At 59.6% G+C, this 24,620-nt stretch carries 24 protein-coding genes, 1 tRNA gene and 2 pseudogenes; 10 read left to right on the plus strand and 17 right to left on the minus strand.

From position 1 onward, the window contains the following. Positions 1–67 precede the first annotated feature (67 nt). From KGA98_RS23215 to tam, 5 genes are all read left to right on the plus strand, one after another. Positions 68–706: a LysE family translocator gene (locus KGA98_RS23215; protein WP_090453620.1), complete on the plus strand. Its 639-nt coding sequence runs from the start codon at positions 68–70 to the stop codon at positions 704–706. Positions 707–785: 79 nt separating this feature from the next. Beyond that, positions 786–2,132, plus strand: coding sequence for a bifunctional diguanylate cyclase/phosphodiesterase (locus KGA98_RS23220; RefSeq protein ID WP_154861760.1), 1,347 nt, complete (start codon positions 786–788; stop codon positions 2,130–2,132). 118 nt (positions 2,133–2,250) lie between these two features. After that, entirely contained in the window at positions 2,251–2,409 is a 159-nt protein-coding gene (locus KGA98_RS23225; protein WP_007976786.1) for a KGG domain-containing protein, read from the plus strand. A 72-nt stretch (positions 2,410–2,481) separates the two neighbouring features. Continuing rightward, positions 2,482–2,985 carry a DUF4142 domain-containing protein gene (locus KGA98_RS23230; RefSeq protein ID WP_223504039.1) on the plus strand — a complete coding sequence of 168 codons (504 nt, stop codon included), beginning with the start codon at positions 2,482–2,484 and terminating at the stop codon, positions 2,983–2,985. A gap of 213 nt (positions 2,986–3,198) precedes the next feature. Next, the gene (gene tam / locus KGA98_RS23235) at positions 3,199–3,969 is read left to right on the plus strand and encodes a trans-aconitate 2-methyltransferase (protein ID WP_090453628.1); all 771 of its coding nucleotides are present in this window, start codon (positions 3,199–3,201) and stop codon (positions 3,967–3,969) included. Positions 3,970–4,339: 370 nt separating this feature from the next. Here the strand turns inward: tam and KGA98_RS23240 are convergent. From KGA98_RS23240 to KGA98_RS23280, 9 genes and pseudogenes are all read right to left on the minus strand, one after another. Continuing rightward, positions 4,340–4,591: pseudogene (locus tag KGA98_RS23240) on the minus strand (type II toxin-antitoxin system HicB family antitoxin); the annotation flags it as partial. Positions 4,592–4,668: 77 nt separating this feature from the next. Then, positions 4,669–4,938 (minus strand): hypothetical protein, encoded by a 270-nt coding sequence (locus KGA98_RS23245; RefSeq protein ID WP_057716042.1) that lies wholly within the window; start codon positions 4,936–4,938, stop codon positions 4,669–4,671. Between the two features lie 446 nt (positions 4,939–5,384). Then, a pseudogene (locus tag KGA98_RS23250) lies at positions 5,385–5,558 on the minus strand (transcriptional regulator); the annotation flags it as partial. 320 nt (positions 5,559–5,878) lie between these two features. Then, positions 5,879–7,399, minus strand: coding sequence for a Fic family protein (locus tag KGA98_RS23255; protein ID WP_223504041.1), 1,521 nt, complete (start codon positions 7,397–7,399; stop codon positions 5,879–5,881). 321 nt (positions 7,400–7,720) lie between these two features. After that, positions 7,721–7,794, minus strand: a tRNA-Gly gene (locus KGA98_RS23260). Positions 7,795–7,975: 181 nt separating this feature from the next. After that, positions 7,976–8,860, minus strand: coding sequence for an alpha/beta fold hydrolase (locus tag KGA98_RS23265; protein WP_090453634.1), 885 nt, complete (start codon positions 8,858–8,860; stop codon positions 7,976–7,978). A 313-nt stretch (positions 8,861–9,173) separates the two neighbouring features. Then, positions 9,174–9,866 (minus strand): pseudouridine synthase, encoded by a 693-nt coding sequence (locus tag KGA98_RS23270; protein ID WP_102672061.1) that lies wholly within the window; start codon positions 9,864–9,866, stop codon positions 9,174–9,176. 34 nt (positions 9,867–9,900) lie between these two features. Then, the gene (locus tag KGA98_RS23275) at positions 9,901–10,119 is read right to left on the minus strand and encodes a cysteine-rich CWC family protein (RefSeq protein WP_154947601.1); all 219 of its coding nucleotides are present in this window, start codon (positions 10,117–10,119) and stop codon (positions 9,901–9,903) included. After that, positions 10,106–11,599 (minus strand): sensor domain-containing diguanylate cyclase, encoded by a 1,494-nt coding sequence (locus tag KGA98_RS23280; protein WP_223504043.1) that lies wholly within the window; start codon positions 11,597–11,599, stop codon positions 10,106–10,108. The genes KGA98_RS23275 and KGA98_RS23280 overlap by 14 nt, the downstream gene beginning before the upstream one ends. Positions 11,600–11,886: 287 nt before the next feature. Between KGA98_RS23280 and KGA98_RS23285 the strand changes: the two genes are divergently transcribed. Together KGA98_RS23285 and KGA98_RS23290 are read left to right on the plus strand one after the other, a co-directional pair. Next, positions 11,887–12,135: a hypothetical protein gene (locus KGA98_RS23285; RefSeq protein WP_102672051.1), complete on the plus strand. Its 249-nt coding sequence runs from the start codon at positions 11,887–11,889 to the stop codon at positions 12,133–12,135. Between the two features lie 167 nt (positions 12,136–12,302). After that, complete coding sequence (locus KGA98_RS23290) at positions 12,303–12,755, plus strand: DUF1517 domain-containing protein (RefSeq protein ID WP_150814277.1); 453 nt, start codon at positions 12,303–12,305, stop codon at positions 12,753–12,755. Positions 12,756–12,899: 144 nt separating this feature from the next. On the opposite strand, the gene KGA98_RS23295 is transcribed toward KGA98_RS23290, so the two are convergent. Then, entirely contained in the window at positions 12,900–14,012 is a 1,113-nt protein-coding gene (locus tag KGA98_RS23295) for an enoyl-CoA hydratase/isomerase family protein (RefSeq protein ID WP_057716035.1), read from the minus strand. Positions 14,013–14,144: 132 nt separating this feature from the next. Here KGA98_RS23295 and ung point away from each other — a divergent pair, with 132 nt between their 5' ends. Continuing rightward, a complete protein-coding gene (gene ung / locus KGA98_RS23300; protein ID WP_008050720.1) occupies positions 14,145–14,837 on the plus strand; it encodes a uracil-DNA glycosylase in 693 nt (230 codons plus the stop codon). 102 nt (positions 14,838–14,939) lie between these two features. Here ung and KGA98_RS23305 read toward each other — a convergent pair whose 3' ends face one another. Genes KGA98_RS23305 through KGA98_RS23325 form a run of 5 tightly spaced genes read right to left on the minus strand, consistent with a single transcriptional unit; the run spans position 14,940 to position 20,312 of the window. After that, entirely contained in the window at positions 14,940–15,980 is a 1,041-nt protein-coding gene (locus tag KGA98_RS23305) for an AbrB family transcriptional regulator (RefSeq protein WP_154861750.1), read from the minus strand. Beyond that, a complete protein-coding gene (locus KGA98_RS23310; RefSeq protein WP_057716033.1) occupies positions 15,973–17,487 on the minus strand; it encodes a tripartite tricarboxylate transporter permease in 1,515 nt (504 codons plus the stop codon). The genes KGA98_RS23305 and KGA98_RS23310 overlap by 8 nt, the downstream gene beginning before the upstream one ends. 1 nt (position 17,488) lies before the next feature. Further along, a complete protein-coding gene (locus tag KGA98_RS23315) occupies positions 17,489–17,947 on the minus strand; it encodes a tripartite tricarboxylate transporter TctB family protein (protein ID WP_090453659.1) in 459 nt (152 codons plus the stop codon). A gap of 58 nt (positions 17,948–18,005) precedes the next feature. After that, a complete protein-coding gene (locus tag KGA98_RS23320) occupies positions 18,006–18,983 on the minus strand; it encodes a Bug family tripartite tricarboxylate transporter substrate binding protein (RefSeq protein ID WP_090453661.1) in 978 nt (325 codons plus the stop codon). Positions 18,984–19,022: 39 nt separating this feature from the next. Beyond that, complete coding sequence (locus KGA98_RS23325; RefSeq protein WP_102672046.1) at positions 19,023–20,312, minus strand: OprD family porin; 1,290 nt, start codon at positions 20,310–20,312, stop codon at positions 19,023–19,025. A gap of 237 nt (positions 20,313–20,549) precedes the next feature. Here KGA98_RS23325 and KGA98_RS23330 point away from each other — a divergent pair, with 237 nt between their 5' ends. Next, positions 20,550–21,221 carry a response regulator gene (locus KGA98_RS23330; protein ID WP_007979804.1) on the plus strand — a complete coding sequence of 224 codons (672 nt, stop codon included), beginning with the start codon at positions 20,550–20,552 and terminating at the stop codon, positions 21,219–21,221. Continuing rightward, on the plus strand, positions 21,214–22,602 hold the full coding sequence (locus KGA98_RS23335; protein ID WP_223504045.1) for a sensor histidine kinase: 1,389 nt from the start codon (positions 21,214–21,216) through the stop codon (positions 22,600–22,602). The genes KGA98_RS23330 and KGA98_RS23335 overlap by 8 nt, the downstream gene beginning before the upstream one ends. 114 nt (positions 22,603–22,716) lie before the next feature. Here KGA98_RS23335 and KGA98_RS23340 read toward each other — a convergent pair whose 3' ends face one another. Both KGA98_RS23340 and KGA98_RS23345 read right to left on the minus strand, forming a co-directional pair. Beyond that, positions 22,717–23,538 carry an HDOD domain-containing protein gene (locus KGA98_RS23340; RefSeq protein ID WP_057716028.1) on the minus strand — a complete coding sequence of 274 codons (822 nt, stop codon included), beginning with the start codon at positions 23,536–23,538 and terminating at the stop codon, positions 22,717–22,719. A gap of 34 nt (positions 23,539–23,572) precedes the next feature. Continuing rightward, entirely contained in the window at positions 23,573–24,514 is a 942-nt protein-coding gene (locus KGA98_RS23345; protein ID WP_223504048.1) for a YgfZ/GcvT domain-containing protein, read from the minus strand. Positions 24,515–24,620: the final 106 nt, after the last annotated feature.

The raw sequence follows: 24,620 nt of genomic DNA on the forward strand, positions 1-24,620 counted from the left end.
TCAGTCGACAGGCAATGACCTGATATAAACTGGCCACCATTCACCAAGCCCTTCAAAAGGACTCCCCATGACCCCATCGTTGCTAATGGCCGTGCTTGCCTCGGGTTTTATCTACGGCATCACCCCGGGACCGGGTGTGCTGGCGGTGTTCGGCATTGGCGCGGCCCATGGGCGACGGGCCGGGGCGGGGTTTCTGTGCGGGCATTTGCTCGGTGATGTGGTCTGGTGCAGCACGGCGCTGATTGCGATTGTCGGTGCGCGGGAGATCGGCAGTACGGCGTTCGACGTGCTCGGTGTGCTCAGCGGCCTGTACCTGTTCTGGCTCGGCTGGCGTGCGGTGCGCGCCCGGCGTAGCAGCGCTGATGCGCCGCAGGGCCCGGCACGGCAGCCGTTCTGGCACGGTATCCTGTTTGGCCTGACCAATCCCAAGGCCTATCCGGTGGCGGTGGCGACGTTCACGGCATTGCTGTCGAGTCGCGCGGAACTGCTCAACTGGTCAATGCTGCCGGCGCTGATCGCCCTGAGTTTCGTCGGCGGGTTGCTCGCCTACGCTATTCTCATCGGCATCGTCGGTGCACGGCGAGTGCGCACCTTGTACCAGCGTCATGAACTGGCAATCACCCGGTTGTGCGGGGTAATGTTCATCGGTTTCGCCATCAATGCGCTGGTCCATGCGTTGCCGGGGCTGATGCCGGAAAAGGCTTGAATGTAATCACAGGGATGCAAGGCTGACGGGGCAGGGATGATTGAAGAGCGCTGCATTATCGGGGCACCCACGCTGAACCATGGAAAACCGGAATTCCGCGCCGCTGGCGAGTTATATCGATCTGTTGCTGGACGCCGTCTGTGCGGTGGATAAGCAGGGCCGCTTCGTCTTTGTCAGCGCGGCATGCGAGCGCATTTTTGGCTACAGCGCCGATGAGATGATCGGCGAGGCGATGATCGACATGGTGCACCCGGGCGATCGCCAGCGCACCCTCGACGCCGCCCGGGAAATCATGGGCGGTGAGCCCAAGCTCAACTTCGAAAACCGCTACCTGCGCAAGGATGGCAGTGTGGTGCACATCCTCTGGTCGGCACGTTGGTCCGAGGACGATCAACTGCGCATCGCCGTTGCTCGTGACATCACCGAGCGTAAGCAGGCCGAGTCCCGGCAGGCAGCGTTGTATGCGATTTCCGAAGCGGCCCATGCGGCAGAGGATCTGCTGGCGTTGTTCAAGCGCATCCACATGATCATCGGCGAATGGCTGCCGGCATTGAGTTTTTCCGTGGCGCTGTACGACCAGCACTGCGCACAGCTGAACTTTCCCTATCACGTCGATGACCACGAGCCACAGCCCGAACAGCCTGGAACCATGACCGGGCGCCTGTGTGTCGAGGTGATCTGCACGGGGCAGCCGATCCTGTTGACTCCGGGCCAGTGCCCACCTCTTGCCGGCTTCGAAATGCTGCAGACCGAACAGAACGCACCCTGTTGGCTGGGTGTGCCGCTGAGTTCGCAAAACGGCACCATCGGCGCGCTGATCGTCAAAAGCATTCCGGGCGGCGAACGCTACACCGAGCAAGACAAGGAGCTGCTGCAATACGTCTGCGCCCAGGTCGCCACCGCCATCGAGCGCAAGCAATTGCACGCCCGCCTGCAACACATGGCCCAGTACGACCAACTGACCCAGTTACCCAACCGCGAGCTGCTGCGCGAACGGCTCAAGGCGTCACTGCAAGTGGCCCGGGAGGGCGGCGGGCGCATGGCGCTGCTGTACGTCGACCTTGACCGCTTCAAGCAAGTCAACGACACCCATGGGCACGCGGTCGGCGACATGCTGTTGCAAGCGGTGGCCAACAGGCTCAAGGGCTGCGTGCGGGAAATCGACACCGTGGCCCGCATCGGCGGCGATGAGTTCGTGGTGTTGCTGCACAGCATTCACGCGGCGGACGATACCGACCTTGTGGTCGAGAAAGTCCGTCAGGTCCTGGCTCAGCCCCTGCGCCTGGACGGGCACAGCCTGAATATCCAGCCCAGCATCGGCGTCGCCCGATACCCCGATCACGGCACCGAAGAGAAGCAATTGTTCCGGCATGCCGACGAGGCGATGTACTGCGCCAAACGCGAGCATCACCTGCGACTGGTCTGAAAAACCGCGCACCGTTCGTCGTGGTATCCACGTAATTTTCTAAACCTTTTGGGGCGCGCAAATTCAGATTCTATGCGGGCTACAGCTCGCTGCGACTACCACCAAGAGGAAGAGAATCATGCCTAATTCAAGAAACTCGAACTCGGGGAACTTCGCCAACGATCGAACGAAGGCCTCTGAAGCCGGTCGCAAGGGTGGGAAAACCACCACGACGACTGTCGACAAAGAGCCTGCGAAACCCGACATGGGCCGCAAGCCCGGACAGAAATCCAAGTAATGGATGATGGTGGTTTTGATTGAGAAGCGGGGGCGAAAGCTCCCGTTTGAATTTGAAGAGGAGGGCGCGACCATGAACCGGATGGCCACCCGATTATGTAGTACCAGTCTTGCCACGTTACTGGGCCTGTTTGCCAGCGGCGTCTTTGCCCAGTCGACTGCCGAGTTCATCGACGAGGCCTCGGCAAAAGGTATTGCCGATATTGAAGCAAGTCGCCTGGCGCACCAGAAAGCCGAGTCCAAAGAGGTCAAGGACTACACCATTATCGTCATCAACGACCGCACCAAGGCGAACCAGCACCTGGCGAAAATCGCCAAACAACTGGATATACCGGTCGCCCCCCGGGAAGAGATTGTCGAAAAGGCCAAAACCCTGATGCCACAAGTCCTGGATGGGGCGACCTACGACGAGGCCTATACCGCCAGTCAGGTGAAGACCACGCAGGAAGCCATCGAACAGCTGCAGCAGGAGGCGCAGACCACCGACGTGCCGCAAATCAAGGCGTTCGCCGAAGAAACCCTGCCTAAATTGCAAAATCACCTGGAAATGGCCAAGGCGTTGCAAGCCAGTCGTTGACCTGAAGGTTTGAACACAAACGGCGCGGGGCTTCAGTCACGCGCCGTTTTTCTGTTCAGCATTGGTCCAGATGCGGCTTGGGGTTATGCGTTGGATTCAGGCCATTGAGGTCAAACACTCGACGTGATCGAAAAGGTTATTTTCTGAAACCTTTAGCGGTGCTCGCCGCGGTATCGTACCGTCCCGAGGACAACGTACCGACAGGAGAACGCAATGAGTTGGTCCGCCAAACAGTACGTCGCTTTTGAAGATGAACGCACCCGTCCCGCCCGTGACCTGCTGGCGGCCGTCCCTGCCGGGGACGTGCGCTTGGCCATCGATATCGGTTGCGGGCCCGGCAACTCCACCGAGTTGCTGGTGGAGCGCTTTGCCGATGCCACGGTGCGTGGGCTGGACAGTTCCAGCGACATGATCGACGCCGCGCGCAAGCGCTTGCCGCAGGTGCAGTTCGACATCGCCGACATCGACACCTGGAATGACAGTGGCCCGTTCGATGTGATTTTCGCCAACGCGGTGTTGCAGTGGGTGCCTGATCACGCCACCTTGCTACCATCGCTGGTGAGCAAACTGGCGCCGGGTGGCAGCCTGGCCGTCCAGATGCCTGACAACCTGAATGAACACTCGCACCGCTTGATGCGTGAAGTCGCCGCTGATGGCCCATGGGTCGGCAAGCTGGCAGGTGCCGCCGGGCAGAGGACCGAAATGGCCGATGCCAGTGGCTACTATTCGATTTTGAAAGCCTGTTGCACCCGCGTCGATGTGTGGCGCACCACTTACCATCATCCGCTCGCGGGCGGTGCGTCTGGCGTGGTGGAGTGGTTCAAGGGCAGTGGCTTGCGACCGTTTCTCGATCCGTTGGACGAGGCGGAACGGGCGCAGTATCTGAAGCAATATCAGACTGCTATCGAGCGGGCGTACCCGGCCATGGCCGATGGTTCGGTGCTGTTACCATTTCCGCGACTGTTTATCGTCGCGACCCGCTGAAGCAAAACAGGGACAGTTGACGAGCGTCATCTGCCCCTTTTTATGGTTTTGAAAAATCACTGTGGCTTGTTCTTTTTTGAGCGCCGGGCACTCAAGTACTCAAAGGCAAAGGACGCAAAGCCGAACAACCCGATCAATGAAATGATCATGATTCCCAACTCTGAATTGTGCATGTTGATCTCCAGGCGAAGGATGAGCCGGGAGAATAAGGGAACTGTTGCTGGGCTCAACGCAGCTCTACGGCTTCTTTACTCGCTTGCGGTGATCTATACGCAAAAGATATGAGCGTCCAGGTGGCAGGGTCACATTCAGCGCTGAACACCAACCCACTGTTTTGAGTCATATCAGGGGCTCCAATCAGTTACTCGATCACGTCGATTTCCACCAGTGCCCACGTACAGCCAGCGTACTTTGGATTAGATGTGTGCAGGGTAACGCTGCTGGCTGAGGGGAAGGGTGCACCGTTCTCGGCGAGCATCTCGAAATACCCCTCAATGGCTTGTTGAACCATGGCTATTGCATCTTCCAGATCTTCACCGGCGCTAAAACAACCTGGCACATCCGGGACTTCAACGCCCCACGCATGTTCGTCGTCCATGAAAATCGCAATCGGGTAAAACATGTTCATGGTCCTCCGTGAACACAGCGGGTGAGGTTATGAACCCCAAAGGGCGCCCCCGAAAGGCGCCGGGTGGACTGTCAGGATGGTTCTGCATCCATGCGTCGAGCGATAACGTCCAGCACATCGCAACCATCGCGCAATGGCACGCAGCAGAGCAATGCGAAGTCGCTGAGGACCACTGTGTCGGAGGTCAGGTCGCCACGCATCGCGAGGTTTTCAAGGAGCTGCGTCACGGCGCGAATTCTGTAGCTGGCGGTGCTGAGCAGGGAATGCAGGGGTTGGGTGGTGTTGACGTAGAGAGAGGGGAGGTCGTCGGCGTTACTGGTTAAAGCCATATATTCATTCATGAGTGATTCCTTGAATTGAAGTGAACTACCACTCAGTGTCGCCAAACAAAAGGTGGTAGCTGTACGCAGGTTGGCGAACCGGGACAAGGCAAACCGGTAGACCCAAAGGTCTCCCACGCACAGCCACCATAAACAGGTAGCCAAGTGCGTTCAGAAACGCTCCGAGATTGCTCGGAGGTTCCTATGCTTTGTCATCGAGTCGCCAAACCCGATACGCCATTTGGACGCGCTCGGACTATAGGTCTCATGACAAAGGCACAGCAATGCGCAAGTCTACGGACATTTCCCAGTGTCGTGTAGGACGTTGCTTTTTCTAACGTTGATCTCCGTTCGGCCTTTAAAACCGGGGCCTTAACATTAGCGTTGGCAGGCGCATCACCAAATCCCGCGCACAAAAAACCGGCCACTTGGGCCGGTTTTTTCTTTCTTGGCATCTCCCGTCAGGCAACCTGTTCTGAGGGCGGCATCGGATAATGCTGGTCTTCATATTTTTCGATAAGCAGCGCCAGAATTTCCAGCTCATCGCCTTCAGGCGAGCCGATTTCAGCCCCCCACAACTGCTTAACGCGAGCAAATGCAGCGGTGAGGTCTTCTTGGCTCCGAATAGGATTAGTGCTCATTTCACGGTCTCCGCGTTGATCTGATCGTACTGGGCATGGATACGAGCGTTGATTACAGCCCAGCCGCAACTGCGACAACAGAGGGAGGAAGATTTTTTGTGTCTTTTCAATTCCGCTGAAGCATTCAATGAGGGGAACAACCCAAGTCCAGCCCATAAAAAAACCGGCCACTTGGGCCGGTTTTTTCTGTCTCTACATCCCCGGGAAAAGGTGACGGATTTGTTTATCAACGTAGAGCTGGATCGGTCATGATTCGACCAAATTCCGGGTACAAAAAACGGCTAAAAGTGCCTTTTTTTACTTAATCCACCTCCCATCTCTCAATCCTCAAACGCAGAACGCACAGCCTCCACAACGCGCTCTGCCACGCGCTCATCTTCAAGTTGCGGATACCCTTTCTTCAGCTTGCCCGACACCGTCCAGCCATTCTCCTTGATAGAGCGAATGATGCGATTCGCGTCCTGGTCTGGCATTTCCAATACCTCTTTCAACTGTTCCTGCGCTCGCTGAAAGATCACCAGTACTCTGGCTTCATCCGCCATTTCCTTTTTAATCGTGTGCTCGATAACGCGTGCGGTGTACAGGACGTGTTCGGTCAGATCGGGATAGCGCCAGGCAAAACGCGCGTCCTCATATTCATCGAAGATGAAGTTGCTGCGAGTACCGTCCTCGTAGGTCACGAGTTCGCCGAACCGATGGGCCGTCGCGTAACGTCGCATGAACGGTCGCGAGAATACTTCGAGCGTACGATCGTAGCCGGCCCTGAAGTCGATCGAGCTTGTGATTGTGGCAGAGACCGGCAATATCACGCCGTCGGGCACAGCCTTGTCCCGAACCAGGGTGTCGTTGATCAGGAAGCGGTGAATCCGGCCATTTCCGTCGCGCATGGGATGGATGTACACGAAGCCAAATGCCAACACTGCGGCACGTGCCACTGACTCAGCGCCACGGGTTGCGACCTCAAACTCGTTGAGGCCTGCCAAGAGCTGAACGAGGTCTGCGAAATGGGGGGCAATGTAATGCACGATGTCCTCGCGCATCGTGGCTTGCCCCACAAATACGGGAGAGCGCCGCAAGCCCAGTCCGATGGCGTCGTGTCCAAGAATGCCAGCTTGCAGGGAATGCAGGCTGTCGTTGCTCAACGGGTCTTTGATATGACCGCAGTACTGGGCAATGACATGGGCAAACCGCTGGATGCGATCCGCCTGGTCGGCTTCCTTTTCGATGAGAAAACTCGCGCGCGATTCCTTGAACGTCAGCCAACTGGCCGTACGCATCAGGATGTCGGCACCAAAGGCCTGATCCAATTCACCCAATGCTTCGCGCAGATTGAATTGCAGAGCTTCTCGCACTGGCACCGTACGACGAACCAAGGGGCAGAACTCAGCCGTCCCCGGCAGGTTGTTGTTGATGCGCCAACGACGAGTTCGCAGAGCTTCGCGACGAGTCAGATAATCTTGGGGCGAAAGTACATCAACATAGCCGCCATTGGTCACGTCAGGCACATCCAGGCGTTCGCCTGTCAGCCACTCGTAGAGGAACCCCGTGCGGCGGGCGTATTGACCGAAAGGCTCCCGTCGACACCACTCTTCGACAGGCTGCGGGCCTATGGCTGCAAACAGGCGGGCGAAGAACTCGAGGTGAATCTCTTCGTACTTGAGGCCGAATTCGAAATGTCCTGCGAAATCGTCTGCGGGCCGATAGCTTGTCGGGTATCGGTTCTCCACATTGCCGTCGGTTTCGCGATTGACACGTACAGTGCCGATCATGGATTCGACGCGCAGAGGCTGTGCCAGTGCGATGTCGTAACGGGTCGCGAGGGTCTTGAAACCGACTTGCATTGACGAAATCCTTTACTGGGGCAAGAAAAACGCTAACAGAACCTTGATCTTATGCGAAAACGCTAATTTCGAAACGGTGAAAACACTAATATCGGATTGAATTTGATAACAAATCCGTGCTTTTCGAAAAAAACGCTAACAGGTCTCAGGATAGACGCTATCGCCCAAGGGCACTTGCTAATCGATCAGGGAAAATGGCGGAATGGCTGAAGAAGCAAAATCCACCAAATCCCGGACACAAAAAAACCGGCCATCAAGGCCGGTTTTTTCTGTCTCTGCATCCCCCGTCAAAACCACCCTGACGTGAGATCAAAATTCGATTGGAGCGGGTGAAGGGAATCGAACCCTCGTTATCAGCTTGGGAAGCTGGAGTAATGCCATTATACGACACCCGCTCAGAGCGCTGACTTTGTACCAGATACGGCTGCGGATTTGAAGTTTTTCTTTACGTGGAGCGGGTTTAACGCAGAAGTGACAAAAAAGCCCGGACCGCATGACGGTCGATCGCGGGCAAGCCTCGCGCCTGCGCAATACGTTTAACGCAGCAGGGCGGGGCTTGCTCGCGATGACGCTACTTCAGCCTGCCAATGCATGGTGTTCCTGGACGTTGTGGTAACGCGGTCGGCTTTCGAGTTGCGCTGGTTTCAGGAAGCCCATCAGTGCGTTGCGGCTGTCTCGGCAGGCGGCTTTGTGCTCCATGTCGAGAAAGTGGCCAGTGGCCTGAATGGTGCTGAACGTGCTGTGTTGCACGTGGCCGGCGAACAACCGGGCGTCGTCGGCGGCGGTGTATTCGTCCCATTCGCCGTTTAGGAACAGCACCGGCACGTCGATTTTCTTCGCCGCGTGCAGGTAGCACTGGCGATCGCTGTGCAGCACGTCGCTGATGTGGAAGTGCATCTGCCCGTACTCATGTTCGGCCAGAGAGCTGACGTGGCGATAGTTGAAGCGCTTGAACAACGACGGCAGGTGTTTGCCGATGGTGTCGTTCACCAGGTGCCCGACCCGGTCGCGATCCAGGTTGCCGAGGTGTTCGACGCCGCGCTCGAGGTAGTCGAGCATGTGCGCGTTGATCACCGGGGAGAACGAGCTGATCACGGCTTTTTCGATGCGCCGTGGCCGTTGCGACAATGCCATCATGGTCGCGGCACCGCCCCAGGAAAACGACAGCACGTGCTCGGCGGCGAAGTGGTCGATCAGCTCAAGCAGGATCTGTCCTTCGATTTCCTTGGTGAGCATTTTTTCATGCAGGTTGTGGGCTTTTGACCGGCCCGCGTAGGGCTGGTCGTAGCAGACGACGTTGAACTGCGGATGGAGGTTTTTCACGGTTTGTGCAAACGACGCAGTCGTGGCCATCGAGCCGTTGACCAAGATAATGGTCTTCTCTGCGGCGTCTGCGCGATAGAACTCCGTGTAAACCCGATACTGACCCTGTATATCCAGCACAGCGATTTCTGGCCTCATGTCATAAGACTCCTGGCAAGCGGGTATGCGCGCAAATGAGATTGCACGAGCTTTGTGACAGGTAGGCATACGCCTGGAATTTGAGAGGCCCATGTCGATCCATTGCAGTCCGGTCGACGGGTATTGTTATTGGCGGGCAGTCTGCCGGATGAGGCCGGAACCCTTGGGTTCCTACCGGCAAAAAGTTTCTTAGAAGTATGGGGTGACTCGTCGGTCACATTTCGGCCGACGTCCTGATTCAAGCAGGGGTCACATCATTGCGCAAGTGCCGTTGGTAAATTGTTCGACAACTTTCTGCTGAGCGGTCGCGCGCTTAGATCGATCCGATCTCTTCGTCGGTCAGCGGGCGGTATTCGCCCGGTTTCAAGGTGTCGTCGAGCACCAGTGACCCCATGCGTTCGCGATGCAGGCGCATCACCTTGTTGTCGAAGTGGCCGAACATGCGCTTGACCTGGTGATAGCGGCCCTCGACGATGCTCAGGCGTGCGCATTTTGGCCCGAGCAGCTCTAGCCCGGCGGGTTGCGTGGTGAGGTCTTCGAAGGCGAAGTACAGCCCTTCGTTGAATTTGATCGCGTATTCGGGGCCGATGTCCTGCTCGGTTTCGACGTAATAGACCTTGGGCAGTTTGGTCTGCGGTTGGGTCAGGCGCCGCGACCAGCTGCCGTCGTTGGTGATCAGCATCAGGCCGGTGGTGTTGAAGTCCAGGCGTCCGGCGATGTGCAGTTCGTCCTTGTCCGGTTCATGGATCAAATCGAGCACGGTCGGGTGCTGCGGATCCCGGGTGGCGCTGACGCATCCGGCGGGCTTGTGCAACATGAAATGGCGCAGGGGTTTACCGACTTGCAGCACCTCGTTGTCGACTTCGACGCGGCTGAATTCGCGGACTTCGCTGTGCGGGTCGCTGACGACTTTTCCGTCAACCCTGACGCGTTTTTCCACCAGCAACAGGCGTACCTGCTTACGGTTGAAGCACGGCAGGTTGCTGAGGAAACGGTCGACACGCATGACTTAAGGATCGGTAAGGACAGGGGCGCGCATCTTACTTGATCGACCCGGACGCTGCTTGCAACTGCGCCTCGACCTCAGCGCAGCGCGGGCACAGGCACGAGGCGTCGCGCAGTTCCACCGGCAGCGCCTGGAGCACAGCCGGGTCGATGCTGACGCCGTAGCACCAGCAGGCGCGGTCGGCGGTTCGCGGGTCGGCCAGGGTGCAGTCGTTGGGTGCACCGCAGGCCGGGCAGAAGTCAGGCTGGTTCATAGCTGAAGTGAGGTTTTTCCACGCAGGTTCGGTTACGGCCAGTTTGCTTGGCCCGATACATCGCATGATCCGCCCGTGACAGCAGGCTGTGCAAGGTATCATCGGGCTGCTGGGTGGTGATGCCGATGCTGACGGTCACATGCAAGGCCTGACTGTTGTAGGCATAGCGCTGTTCCTCTACGTGCTGACGAATTTTCTCGGCAATCATCAGACCTGTCTTACCGTCGGTGTCCTTGAGCAGCACGATGAACTCTTCACCACCCCAGCGGCAGACGATGTCGGAGTGCCGCAGGCAACTTTCCAGATCCCGGGCGAAACCGATCAGTACCTGGTCGCCGGCCAGGTGGCCGTAGGTGTCGTTCAGCGCCTTGAAGTGGTCCAGGTCCAGCAGCAAAGCGGTCAGCGGCTTGGGCTCGCGCCGGGCTTCGTGCATGGCCTGCGCGGCCAGCAGGTCGAAGCCGCGACGGTTGGGCAGTTCGGTCAGGCTGTCGAGGATGGCCTGGGCCTGGATCTTGTCCTGATAGCGTTTGATCACCCGGTTGAGCAGGGCCAGCACGATCAAGGTGACCAGCAGGCAGATCAGCAGGTTGAGGTACAGCGACTGGCGGATTTCACCGAGGGCGCTGTCTTCGCGTTTGTCGACGAACAGGTACCAGTTCAGCTCCGGGATAAACCGCACGTTGAGGAAATGCCCCTGGCCCTGCACGGAGTATTCATAGCTGCCGCTGTGGGGTTTGGGCAGCCGGCTGACCAGGTCTTTCATGCTGTCGAGTTCACTGAGTTTCTGCCCGATGTGCGCGCCCTGCGGCCCCCCTTCGGCGCCGGTGAGTACCAGGCGCCCGAAGTTGTCGACGAAATACACACTGCGTTGATAACGCTGCTGGTACTTGTCGATCAGCTTGATCACGGCGTCGACGGTCAGGCCAACCCCGGCCGCGCCGATGAATCGGCTGTTGTAGTCGTAGACCTTGTAGTTGATGAAGAAGGTCAGGTTGTCCTTGTTGGCGAGATCCGGGTCGACGTTGATCTCGTACGGATCCTTCATGTCCCGCACGCGAAAGTACCAGGCATCGCGGGGCTCGGTGGTCTTGACCTGCTTGAGCACACCCTTGGCGTGGTAGTAGGTCAGGCTGGTGTTGGAGACGAAGAACGCGGTGTAGGCGCCGTAGTGGGTCATGACCTCGTTGAGGTAACGGGTCATCTGGTCGGAGTCCTGTTCACCATTGACCACCCAGTCGCGCATGAAGGTGTCGCGGGCCATCATCGAGGAAATCAGGATCGGCCTGACAAGGTCTTTCTGGATTTCCGAGTAGACCGTATCCGATGTCAGCGGCAGTTCGGTGTTGACGATGTTGTCGCGGATCGAGGCCCGGGAGGCGTAGTAACTGAGGAAGGAGGTGGCGAGGAAACCTGCGCCCAGCAACGCGACCAGCGTGAGCACCAACGAACGTTGAGAGTACAGCGGCGAGCGAAGCGGCATGGCAGTTCCATTGGCAGTCATCCGATGGTCGCATTCTAATGGCACTGCGGGGAAATAACTGCTCTATGTGTGCCGCGAATGGTCGTTCCCACATTCCACGAAGGGTTACGCCCGCCGCCAGCGTGAATGAGGCGGCACTTTGATGGTGCTCGTGTGCACCGCATTGGAACCTGTCCGCCGCTGATCAGACGGTGGGTGTGACGTCGCACTTGGCAGGGGATTGCCAGTCAAAACAGGTGTAAGTCGGAGCGTGCCGACTGCTGTTACAGGTCTTTACGGAGGCCGCCATGTTGCGTCGATTATTGTTAGGTGCGGTACTGGGTCTTGGATTGTCTGGCTGCTACTACTACGCCGGTCCTGCCGACGTCTACGGGGGACCTTATTACTACCCCGGCTACTACTCGCCCTATTACTACGGTTACTACGGTCCGCGTTATTACGGTGGTTATCGCGCCTATTACTACGGTGGGCATGGTTACTACCGTGGCCACGGCGGCGGACATCATGGCGGTGGACATCGAGGTGGCCACCGTTAATCAGGGCGCGAATGGATGAAAAACCTTTCATCGGCCAGATGTTTCCACTTGTTTCGAGGGCGCACCAGATTCCGAATTCGGTGTCTGATCTTTCGACAGTCACCGAACATTTGTCTGTCGCCTGCCAGCGTCGCTGGTGTGGCTTACCCGCGGTCCAGGAGGCCGCCATGCTCTGTCGAATTCTTCTGTTAGCTGTGTTGGGATTGTCCCTTGGTGGGTGCGTGCCTTATTACGATGAAGGAGGCAGTTACTACAGTTCCGAGGTCTATACCTCGCCATCGCCAACCTATTACGCCGGGGGGAGTTCCTACTACTCCAATGGTGGCGGTTACTACACACCGCCGCCCCGGTACTACGTGCCGCCAGCGCGGTATTACCAGCCGACACCGCGCTATTACTCACAGCCACGGATCTATCAACCGTCGCGCTATTACTCGCAGCCGCGGATGTATCAACCATCGCGCCATTACCAGTCGGCCCCTCGTTACTATCAGCCGTCGCGTGGCGACTACCGCACGCATCACAACCATGGCTGGGACGGCCGTAACCGCGGGAACTGGAACAACGACTATCGCGGTAACGGTCGAGGCTATCGCAGCGGGCGGGGCGGCCACCGATAGCTTTGTACAAAACACAACTCTGAATGTGGGAGCGAGCTTGCTCGCGAAGGCGGAGTGTCAGTCAACATCAATGTTGCTGAGATGACGCTTTCGCGAGCAAGTCGAATCGTCGCACCGCCGCTCCCACAGTGTTGTGTGCAGTTTTCAGTATTCGGACAAATCCGCCAGCGGATGCCGACCTTCCCAAGCCTTGTGAAAATGCGCCTCTACCACCGCGTCCGGCACGTTGTTGATGTCCGGCCAGTGCCAGTGCGGCTTCTGGTCCTTGTCGATCAGCCGGGCACGTACGCCTTCGCTGAATTCCGGATGCCGACAGCAGTTGAGGCTCAGGGTGTATTCCATCTGGAAGACTTCGGCCAATGACAGGTGTCGGGCTCGAATGATCTGCTCCCACACCAGACGAGCGGTCAGCGGAGCGCCTTCGCTCAGGGTCCTGGCGGCGCGGCTCAGCAACAGGTCGGTGTGATCGCGCAAGGCGCTGATGGCCTTCCAGGCGCAACGCACGTCGCTGACATCCAGCAGTTCGTCGATCTGCTGGCGGCGCGGCAGCCACTGGGCTTCGGGCATCTGCGCCACGGCTTCCTGCTGCAAGGCCTTGAGCAGGCTGTTGAGCTGCATGGGCGTCTGTTCCTGCCAGTTCAATTGCAACAGGCCTTCGATCAATTCCGGCTGCTGCTCATCGAGCAGGAAACGATCGGCCAGGTCCAGGTCAATGGCATCGCGGCCGTTCATGTGCGCACCGGTCAGGCCCAGGAACAACCCGAGCTTGCCGGGCAGGCGCGACAGAAACCAACTGGCGCCAACGTCCGGGTACAGGCCGATGCTGATCTCCGGCATGGCCAAGCGGCTGCTCGGCGTGACGATGCGAATGCCTGCCCCTTGCAACAGTCCCATGCCACCGCCGAGCACATAGCCGTGGCCCCAGCAGATCAGCGGTTTCGGGTAGGTATGAAGTTTGAAGTCCAGGCGATATTCCGCAGCAAAGAACTGCGCGGCCAGTGGCGGTACTTCGCCCGGATGGACGCGACAGGCTTCCACCAGGCTGCGCACTTCGCCGCCGGCGCAAAAGGCCTTGGCACCATTGCCGCGCAACAGAACGCAGACGATCTGCGGGTCCTTGGCCCAGGCCCCCATTCGGTCGCGCAGGGCGTTTATCATCGGCAGGGACAGGGCGTTCAGGGACTTTTCGGCATCCAGGCTGGCGATGCCGATGCGCGCGCCGTCGGTGCCGGTGAGTTCTTCGAAGTGCAGATTCATCGTGACCTCGATCGGGAATTTGAGGGTTAAGTATGATCGCTGTGTGGGAAAGTGCCGGATCTGCGTCAGATCAATTGACAAGCGTGATGCGCTTTCCTAGGGTTCGCCCCATTGTTTTTTCCGGATGTAACCATGACTGCTGACGACCGTATCAAACTCGAACCGGGCTGGAAGGAGGCACTGCGTGCCGAATTCGACCAGCCCTACATGGCAGAGTTGCGAAACTTCCTGCAACAGGAGCGGGCGGCCGGTAAGGAGATCTATCCGCCGGGGCCGATGATTTTCAACGCGCTCAATTCCACGCCGCTGGACAAGGTCAAGGTAGTGATCCTCGGGCAGGACCCTTATCACGGCCCGGGCCAGGCCCATGGCTTGTGCTTCTCGGTGCAACCGGGCGTGCCGGCGCCGCCGTCGCTGGTGAACATTTACAAAGAGCTCAAACGCGACCTGAACATCGACATTCCCAACCATGGCTACTTGCAAAGCTGGGCCGATCAGGGCGTGCTGATGCTCAACACCACCATGACCGTCGAGCGTGCCAACGCCAATGCGCACAAGGACAAGGGCTGGCAGTTTTTCACCGATCGGGTCATTGAAGTGGTCAGCCAGCAGCAACCGCACCTGGTGTTCATGCTGTGGGGCGCCCATGCCCAGAGCAAGCAGAAGCTGATCGATGCGACTAAGCATCTGGTGTTGACCTCGGTGCATCCGTCACCGCTGTCGGCCTATCGCGGCTTTCTCGGTTGCGGGCACTTCAGCCGGACCAATAAATTTCTGGAACAGAATGGCGAGACGCCGATCGAGTGGCGGTTGCCGCCGGTTTGATGGGCTGAGCAAGAGGGCCCCATCGCGAGCAAGCTCGCTCCCACAAGGATCACGCGAACCCTGTGGGAGCGAGCTTGCTCGCGATGAAGGCAACTCGGTCTATCAGACTGAATCCGGACCCCGGTTCCAGTACTTGAACAACGGCTCCGCCAGAAACAACACAAACAACAGCCGCATCACCTGCATCGCCGTCACCAGCGGCACCGACAGTTGCAGGGTTTCCGCTGTCAGGCTCATCTCGGCAATCCCGCCGGGCATCATGCCCAAGGTCAGTGAACGCAGATCCAGATGGGTCAGCGCACTCAAACCCAATGCCGCCGCCGTGGCGATCAGCATGGTCAACACCGTGCCGATCAGGGTGCGCCCCATGAACGACGGCGCACGCCGGAAAAACTGCCGGTTGAAGTGACAGCCCAGACCGCTGCCGATCAACCATTGGCCAATCTGGCTACCGCCGTCGGGCAAGCCGATGTGCAGGTCCCAGCCGATGCTGACGGCCGCACTGACCAGCAACGGCCCGAACAGCCAGGGGTTGGGTTGACGCAGGCGCTCCCAGATCCAGGCCGCCAACGCGCCAGCGGGAAACAACACCGCCAGCCAGCGCCAATCGATGCTGCCAGCGTGGAAAGTCGGCGCACCGTCCCCCAACAAATACTTGAAGGCTGCCGGTACGCACAGCACCACGACCAACACCCGCAAACTCTGCCCCGCCGCCACACGGCTGAGTACCGCCCCATTGCGGGCGCCGAGGTTGACCATCTCCCCGGAACCGCCGGGCATGCTGGAAAAGAACGCCGTGGCGCGATCTTCTCCGGTACGGCGCATCAGCCACACGCCGACCACGGCGGACAGGCTGGTGACCAACGCACCAAAGAAAATCAAACCGAAATGACTCAGCACCTGCTCCATCACCACCGGGGTGAAGTGCAGACCGATGCCGATACCGACGATCCACTGGCCGCACTTGCGTCCGCCAGGGATTTCGGCCAATTGCCAGGGTGTCAGGCAGCGCACGAGGATGATCGCCAGCAACGAGCCGACCATCCACGGCAAAGGCCAGCCGACCTGGCTGGCGAGATAACCGCCAAGCAGGCCGACCAGCGGGGTTCCCCACCAGAGTTTGAAGGGGGACCGATCAGACATCGGCGACAACGCGTTGCGCCACTGAGCGTTTACGCCAGATGCGCACAATCGGCACCAGCAGCATGACCACGATCAACCCCCAGACACCGACGGTGATGCCGCTCGACCAGAGGATGTCCAGCGAACCGTTGGAGATCGACAGCGCCCGACGCAGGTTCTGCTCCATCAAGCCGCCAAGGATGAAACCCAGTAGGACCGGCGACAGCGGGAAGTCGAGCTTGCGCAGGATGTAGCCGAAGATGCCGATACCGATCATCAGGAAGAGGTCGAAGGTGGTGGCATGCACCGCGTACACGCCGATAGCGGTGATGATCGCAATCATCGGCACCAGCGCCCAGTTCGGTACGGCGAGGATTTTGGTGAAGATGCGGATCATCGGGATATTGAGGATCACCAGCATGATGTTGGCGATAAACAATGACGCAATCAGGCCCCAGACGATGTCCGGTTGCTGTTGGAACAGCAGGGGGCCGGGCGTGATGTTGTACAGCGACAGCGCACCGATCATCACCGCCGTGGTGCCCGAGCCGGGAACACCGAGGGTCAGCATCGGCACCAACGCGCCGCAGGCTTCGGCACCGATGGCGGTTTCCGGGGCCGCAAGACCGCGTTTGTCGCCCTGGCCGAATTTGCCGCTTGGGCCGGCAATGCGTTTCTCGGTCATGTAGGCCACCGCACTGGCCAGCGTCGCTCCGGCACCCGGCAGTACGCCCATGATGAAGCCGAGCACGCCACAACGCATGTTCACCCAGAACACCGAAGCGGCTTCCTTGAAGTTGAACAGCATGCGCCCGGTCGCCTGGAAGGCTTCCTGGCCACGGTGGGTTTTTTCCAGCAGCAACAGGATTTCACTGATGGAGAACAGGCCCAGCACCAGCACTACGAATTGAATGCCGTCGGTGAGGTGGATGTTATCGCCGGTGAAGCGGTACACGCCGCTGTTGGCATCAATGCCGACCGTCGACAGAAACAGCCCGATCAGCGCGGCGATGAAGGTCTTGAGCGGGCGGTCGCCGGCCATGCCGCCGAGACAGACAATCGCAAACACCATCAGCACGAAGTATTCCGCCGGGCCGAAGGCAATCGCCCATTTCGCCAGTATCGGCGCGAACACCACCATCCCGCAGGTGGCAATGAAAGCGCCGATGAACGAACTCCAGGCCGACAGCGACAGGGCAACACCGGCCAGGCCTTGACGGGCCATCGGGTAGCCGTCGAGGGTCGTCATCACAGTGGAGGCTTCGCCGGGAATGTTCAGCAGGATCGAACTGATCCGGCCGCCGTATTCGCAACCCAGATACACCGCCGCCAGCAGGATCAATGCCGACTCCGGCGGCAGGCCCAGTGCGAACGCAATCGGGATCAGCAATGCCACGCCGTTGATCGGCCCCAGCCCCGGCAGCAGGCCGACGACGGTGCCGATCAGCGTGCCGCTGAGGGCGGTCACCAGGTTGTAAGGGGTTAGTGCGACGCCGAAGCCGTGACTCAAATAACCAAGCGTATCCATATCAGTTCTCCAGAACGTCGAGCAGGCCCAGAGGCAGTGGCACGTCCATGACTTTGTCGAACAGCAGGTACAGACCGACGCTCATCAGGCTGATGATTATCGCGCCCGGCAGCCAGCGTCCGCCGTACAGGCGAGCCATCGGTATGCCAACCAGCATGCTGCTGAGAATGAAGCCCAGCGGTTCGAACAGCCCGGCGAAGACCAGCAGCAACAGTACGCAAACACCAATTTTGGTCAGGGTTTGGCGATCCAGCGGTGGCTCTTCATCGGTGTGCTTGATCGGCGAAGGGCGATACACCATGTACACCAGCGCCAGGCCCATCAGTCCCAGCATCAGCAGGGGGAAGGCTCGCGGGCCGATCGGTTCGTAGGAAAAAGGTGCCTGGTAGGGCCAGGCCATCGCCACCAGGCTGAGGCAGGCCAGCAACAGCACCGAAGCAAAAATGCGTTGTAAGAGCATGGGGAACTCCTGTGCCGCGACTCCGCCAAACGGAGCCGCGGCCGCTAGACAGAGGCGATCACTGGATCAGGCCGAACTCTTTGGCCAGCACTTTGTAGTCCGCAACCTGCTTCTTCACGTAGGTGTCCAGTTCCGGGCCGGTCATGGCGAACGGGAACAGTTCACGCTGGTCGCGCAGCTTGGCGAACTCGGGGGAGGCCAGCAGCTTGTCGAAGGAGTCCTTCCACCAGGCATAGTCTTCATCGCTGACTTTTGGCCCGAGGTAGAAGCCGCGAACCACCGGCCAGACGATGTCGTAGCCTTGCTCGCGGGCTGTCGGAATGTCCTTCATTTCCGGCTCGTCCAGGCGCTTGTCGGAGAACACCGCCAGCAGGCGCATGTCGCCGCTCTGGATGTGCGGCATGGAGTCGGAGATGTCGGTGCTGCCGACCTGGATGTGGCCGCCAAGCAGGGCGGTAGCAATCTCGCCGCCACCTTCGAGGGCAACGTAACGCAGGTCACGGGGGTTGATCCCGGCGGCCTTGGCGATCAGCGCGGTTTGCATCCAGTCCTGGCTGCCGACGGTGCCGCCGGAGCCGATCACCACTTTGCTCGGATCTTTCTTCAGTGCCTGGACCAGATCGTCGAGGGTCTTGTAGGGCGAATCGCTTTTCACCGCGATGGCGCCATAGCTGGTGCCAACGGCAGCCAGCCAGCGCACGTGGCTTTCATCGAAACGACCGAACTTGCCCTGGGCCAGGTTCAGCAGCGAACCACTGGACCAGGCCACCAGGGTGCCGGCATCGGCCGGACGTTGGGCGACCACTGCGTTGTAGGCCACTGCGCCAACGCCGCCGGGCATGTAGGTCACGCGCATCGGTTTGGTCAGCAGTTTTTCGTTGATCAGCGCGCTTTGCGCCAGTTTGCAGGTCAGGTCGAAACCACCGCCGGGCGAGGCCGGGGCGATGCATTCCGGGCGTTTGGGTTCGGCAAGCGCATGGCCGGTAAACAGCAGTACGCTGGCCGCGAGGGCAATTTTACGCATTGACAGGTTCATTCAAGTCTCCTTGGGAGTTGTTGTTATGGACGCACTGAATTACCAAAGGGCAACGCTATAGCTCACCAGCAGACGCACTTCATCGGCATCGCGAGCAGAGTAGTTGGAGCGGTAGGTGGCATTGCGCAGGCGCACGGCGACATCCTTGAGCGCGCCGCTTTGTACAACATATTTAATCTCGGAGTTGCGTTCCCACTCTTTGCCTTCGTCACCGTTCTTGAGCTTGATGTTGTCACCGCTCACGTAACGGCTCATGAAGGTCAGACCGGGGACGCCGAGGGTGACGAAGTCGAAGTCATAACGCGCTTGCCAGGAGCGTTCTTCGGCGCCGGCAAAGTCGTTGATCTGCACGAAGTTCACCAGGTACGGGTCGGCGCCATCCACATACGGGAATGCGCTGTCGCCGGACATGTGCTGGTAGCCCGCGCTGAACTTGTGGCCGCTCAAGGCGTAACTCACCAGGCCGTTGAGGGACTTGTTGTCGATCTTGCCGCCGCGGGCCTCGCCCTGGTCATCACTGATGGCAAACCGCAGGTCGGTGCCAAAAGTGCCGGGGCCAAATGGCTGCGAAGCGATCAAACCGAGGAAATGCTGGTTGTAGACTTCATCGAGTTGCGCGAAGTGGTAGCTGCCGGTGATCTTGTCGGTGAGCTTGTAGTCCAGGCCGCCAAAATCAAAGTGCTTGCCGGCCACGGTGCCAGCGAAACGGCCGTTCTTGTTGTTGAGGGCTATGTCCTCGAAATCGGTGCTGTCGCGGTCCTTGGCTTTATCCAGACGCCCGCCGGTGAAAGTCAGGTTCTTGAGCTCTTTGGAGGTCAGCATGCCGCCCTCGAAGGTCTGCGGCAGGATGCGCCCGTCATTGGGCTTGAGGATCGGCAGTTCCGGGATCAGGGTGCCGACTTTCAGCTCGCTGGCGGAGATTTTCATTTTGCCGGTCAGGCCGAGCTTGGAGTATTCGTCGACGGCGCGCCCATCGTCGGTCGGCAGCAGGCCGGTACCGGTACGGTCCGGGCTCGAATCGAGCTTGACCCCCATCATGCCCAGCGCATCGACACCGAACCCCACGGTGCCGTCGGTGTAGCCTGATTTCAGATTGAGCATGAACCCCTGGGCCCACTCGTCACGCTTGGACTGTTGGGCGCTGGTGCCGTCGCGAAAGTCGCGATTGAAGTACATGTTGCGGGTTTCGAAAGTGGCCGAGCTGTCTTCGAAGAATGCGGCCTGGCTCAACGGCGAAAAGCCGGCAAGGGCGGCAGCGCTGGCAAGCGCAGTGTGGCTGAAACGGGAGAGGCGGGCAGGCGCGATAGCCTGGGTCTGCAGGGACTGCATGGATGACTTACTCCGTTTATTGTTCTTATTTGTCGAAAACGCTTCGAGGCGTTTTTCGTATCGCTGTGTGGCTGCAGCGACGGCAGTCGAAACTGTCCGTGGCTGGACTGTAACGGGCTAACCTTTCGCTAACCTTTCAGCTGACTTTCACGGTTTTCGGGCTTCACAGCGGCGGTTGCGGCTGTAAACTTCGCGCCAGAGAATGGCGTTGACCATCCCGGAATGAGGTAAAGATCCATGCGTGTTCTGCTCGTCGAAGACCATTTGCAGCTCGCCGAAAGTGTCGCCCAGGCGCTCAAGAGCACCGGGCTGACCGTGGACGTTCTGCACGATGGCGTGGCAGCCGACCTGGCGCTGGGCAGCGAGGAATACGCCATGGCGATCCTCGACGTCGGCTTGCCGCGCATGGATGGTTTTGAAGTGCTGGCGCGTTTGCGGGCGCGGGGCAAGAACCTGCCGGTGTTGATGCTGACCGCCCGCAGCGACGTCAAGGATCGGGTCCACGGCCTGAACCTGGGCGCCGACGACTACCTGGCCAAGCCGTTCGAGCTGACGGAGCTCGAAGCCCGGGTCAAAGCCTTGTTGCGCCGCAGTGTGCTGGGCGGTGAACGCATTCAGCGTTGTGGTGTGCTGGCCTATGACCTGGAAACCCGGCGCTTCACCCTCGGTGAAGAGTTGCTGACCCTGACCTCCCGCGAACAGGCCGTGCTCGAAGCCCTGATCGCGCGCCCCGGTCGGGTGATGAGCAAGGAGCAACTGGCGTCGCAAGTGTTCGGTCTCGATGAAGAGGCCAGCCCCGATGCGATCGAAATCTACGTGCACCGCCTGCGCAAGAAGCTCGACGGCCAGCCGGTTGCCATCGTGACTTTCCGCGGCCTCGGTTACTTGCTGGAAAGCCGCGATGCATAAGCCCAGCAGCCTGCGCTGGCGGTTGCTGTGGAACCTGGCGCTGTTGCTGGTTGTGTTGATGCTGGCCAGTGGTTTGAGCGCCTACTGGAACGGTCGTGAAGCCGCCGACACGGCCTATGACCGGACCCTGCTGGCGTCGGCGCGAACCATCGCTGCCGGCGTCTCTCAGCGCGACGGCACCCTGAGTGCCGACGTGCCCTATGTGGCCCTCGATACCTTTGCCTACGACAGTGCCGGGCGAATTTTCTACCTGGTCAACGACATCAATCAGAAGCTGATTTCCGGTTACGAAAACCTGCCCGCGCCACCGCCGGGAACGCCGCGCACCGATGACTATCCGGCGCTCGCACGTTTCTACAACGCCCAGTACCGCGGGCAGAACGTGCGCGTGGTGAGCCTGCTCAAGCCCGTGAGCGAGCCGAACATGAATGGCATGGCGGAAATTCGCGTGGCGGAAACCGATGAGGCGCGCGTCAGCATGGCCCGCAGTCTGGCGGCGGATACTTTGCTGCGCCTGGGCATGCTGGCAATCGGTGCGTTGATGCTGGTGTGGTTCGCGGTGAGTGCTGCGTTGCGCCCGCTGGAGCGCTTGCGCACGGCGGTGGAAGAGCGCCAGCCGGACGATCTGCGCCCCTTGCCTTTGGTGGAAGTGCAGCGCGAATTGTGGCCGCTGGTGCGCGCACTCAATCACTTTACCGAGCGCTTGCGTGGTCAGTTCGAGAAACAGGCGCAATTCATCGCCGATGCCGCCCACGAACTGCGCACGCCGCTGGCGGCACTCAAGGCGCGCCTGGAGCTGGGCCTGCGCTCGGCCGAGCCCGATATCTGGCGCAGCACGCTGGAGACCGCCGCCCAGGGCACTGATCGATTGACTCATCTGGCCAATCAGTTGCTTTCCCTGGCGCGGGTCGAAAATGGCGCCCGGGCAATTGCCGAGGGCGGCGCGCAGTTACTCGACCTGAGTCAGTTGGCACGGGAGCTGGGCATGGCCATGGCGCCGTTGGCCCACAAGCGTGGTATCGCGCTGGCGCTGGAGGCGGATGAGCCGGTCTGGCTGCGGGGTGAGCCGACGTTATTGAACGAGCTGCTGAGCAATCTGGTGGATAACGCACTGGCCCACACGCCGCCGGGTGGCAACGTGATTCTGCGGGTCTCGGCGCCCGCCGTGCTGGAAGTCGAAGATGATGGCCCCGGCATACCTCTTGAAGAACGCGATCGGGTATTCGAGCGCTTTTATCGCCGCAATCAGCAAGTGGCCGGTTCCGGATTGGGGTTGGCGATTGTCGGTGAGATCTGCCGCGCGCATCTGGCCCAGATCAGCCTGCACGATGGCGAGCGGGCGGGGTTGAAGGTGCGGGTGAGTTTTGTTGCGGGGGATTGATGCAGCGTCTGTTCAGGCCCCTTCGCGAGCAAGCCCGCTCCCACATTGGATCAGCGGCGACTCGGTTCAATGTGGGAGCGGGCTTGCTCGCGAAGGGGGCAACGCGGTCTTTGATCAGTAAAACATCGTGCGTGTTTCTTCCAGATCGGCGCACATCGCCTTGTCGTCAAAATCGATTCCAAGTGCCTTGTAGGCCGGTACGTTCAACGCATCGGTACTGGCGAGCGGGTGATCGGTGTCCTGCAGGCAATACAGGCTGGCCACCTGTACCAGATCCACATAGTCGACCTGCGCAGACTGGCGCTTGAAGTTCAGGTATAGCCGCGGCACTTGCACCAGCATGTCGGGAAATTCCCAGACCCTGAGCAGTTTTTCGCCGATTAGCGGATGAATCCGGTCGATCACATGGTTGAGACTGACCGGGTCGGACAGCAGCTCGTAGTGATCTTCGGCGTAGGTCAGGATCGGCAGCACGCCGATCTGGTGCACCAGGCCGCCAAGGGCCGCCTGATCGGGCTTTAGTCGGGTGCAACTGCGGCACAAGGCGTAGCTGACGCCGGCAATTTCCAGGCTTTTACGCCAGACATCGCGCATCTTCTGTTCCACCACGTCGGAGCGGGCATGGAAAATCTGCTCCATGACCAGGCCGATCGCCAGGTTACAGCTGTAGTTGATGCCCAGGCGGGTGATCGCGGTATGCAGATCAGTCACTTCCTGGGTTGCGCGCAACAGTGGGCTGTTGACCACTTTGATCAGGCGTGCCGACAGCGCGGTATCACGGCCGATCACTTTGCTCAGGGTACTGACGCTGACTTCCGGGTTTTCCGCGGCCTTGCGAATCTGCAGGGCCACTTCCGGTAACGTTGGCAGAACCAGGTCATCGTTATTGATGGCCTCAACCAAATCCTGTTGGACCTTTTCCGCCAGCTTGCTCATTTAGTCTCTCTAGGTGTCGCGCCAAGTACTGCCGTTATTGCTGGATTTCGCGGTCGCGGTCCAGTTCATAAGGCAGGTCGAGCAGCTGCAAGGACGGCCCTTCGAGCGCGCCCAGGTGGATGTCTCCACTTTCTGCTGCTTCGGCTTGCAACACAGCCAGGAGTTCAATGTTCTGTCCGGCGCGGGCCGCCAGCACCACTTCGCCGATGGCGCTGCCGTGGGTCGGGGAAAACAGCGGGGTACCCGGTTCAGGCAGTTCGCCGGCAGCCAGTTGCAGGCGATACAGGCGGCGCTTGAGTTTGCCCAGGTACTGCATCCGCGCGACGATTTCCTGCCCGGTGTAGCAACCTTTCTTGAAACTCACGCCACCGACCGCTTGCAGGTTGAGCATCTGGGGGATGAACAGCTCGCGGGTGCCGGGCATGACCTGGCCGATCCCGGCGCGGACCTGGCCCAGCAGCCATTGATTCAGATCGCCTTCGCTCAGCACAGCCGAAAGCTTGCCTTTGACCGCATCGGCTTGACCGGCGGCAACCCACAGTTCGGCACGTTCAGGCGAGACGCGGATGGCGATCAGCCCATCGTTGCGCACGACGCTGTCGGTTTCTGCCGGCAGGTCCAGGCCGAGGCTGACCAGTGCGGCGTCGCCATGGTCAACGCCGAAGCGGACCCAGGCGGCACTTTCGTCGGTCAGTTTCGACTTGGAAAACACCGCGTATTTTTTCAGGTCCGCCAGTTGCGGTTCGAGCAATTCGGTCGCCATGGCCAGGACCACGCCGTCACCTTCGAGCAGGATGCGGAAACTCGATTGCATCCGGCCTTTTTGCGTGCAGCGGGCACCAAGGCTGGCCCGGGAATCGCTCAGGTAGTTGAGGTTGCAGGTCAGTTGGCCTTGCAGGAATTTGCTGGCGTCCGCGCCGCGGACCGCGAGAACACCTTCATGAGAAAGGGTGCAGAAAAAAGCAGAATCGGCCATGGGTCATCGCAGGGTAAAAAGTCTGATGGACATCATAAGGGGCCGCCTTCGAAATGGGTAGTTAACAAAGGCTCGACGGTGGCCGACCAAAGCCGACTGTTCGACG

It is taken from the genome of Pseudomonas sp. BF-R-24 (assembly GCF_019947335.1).
In the GTDB taxonomy this organism is placed as follows: Bacteria; Pseudomonadota; Gammaproteobacteria; order Pseudomonadales; family Pseudomonadaceae; genus Aquipseudomonas; species Aquipseudomonas jessenii.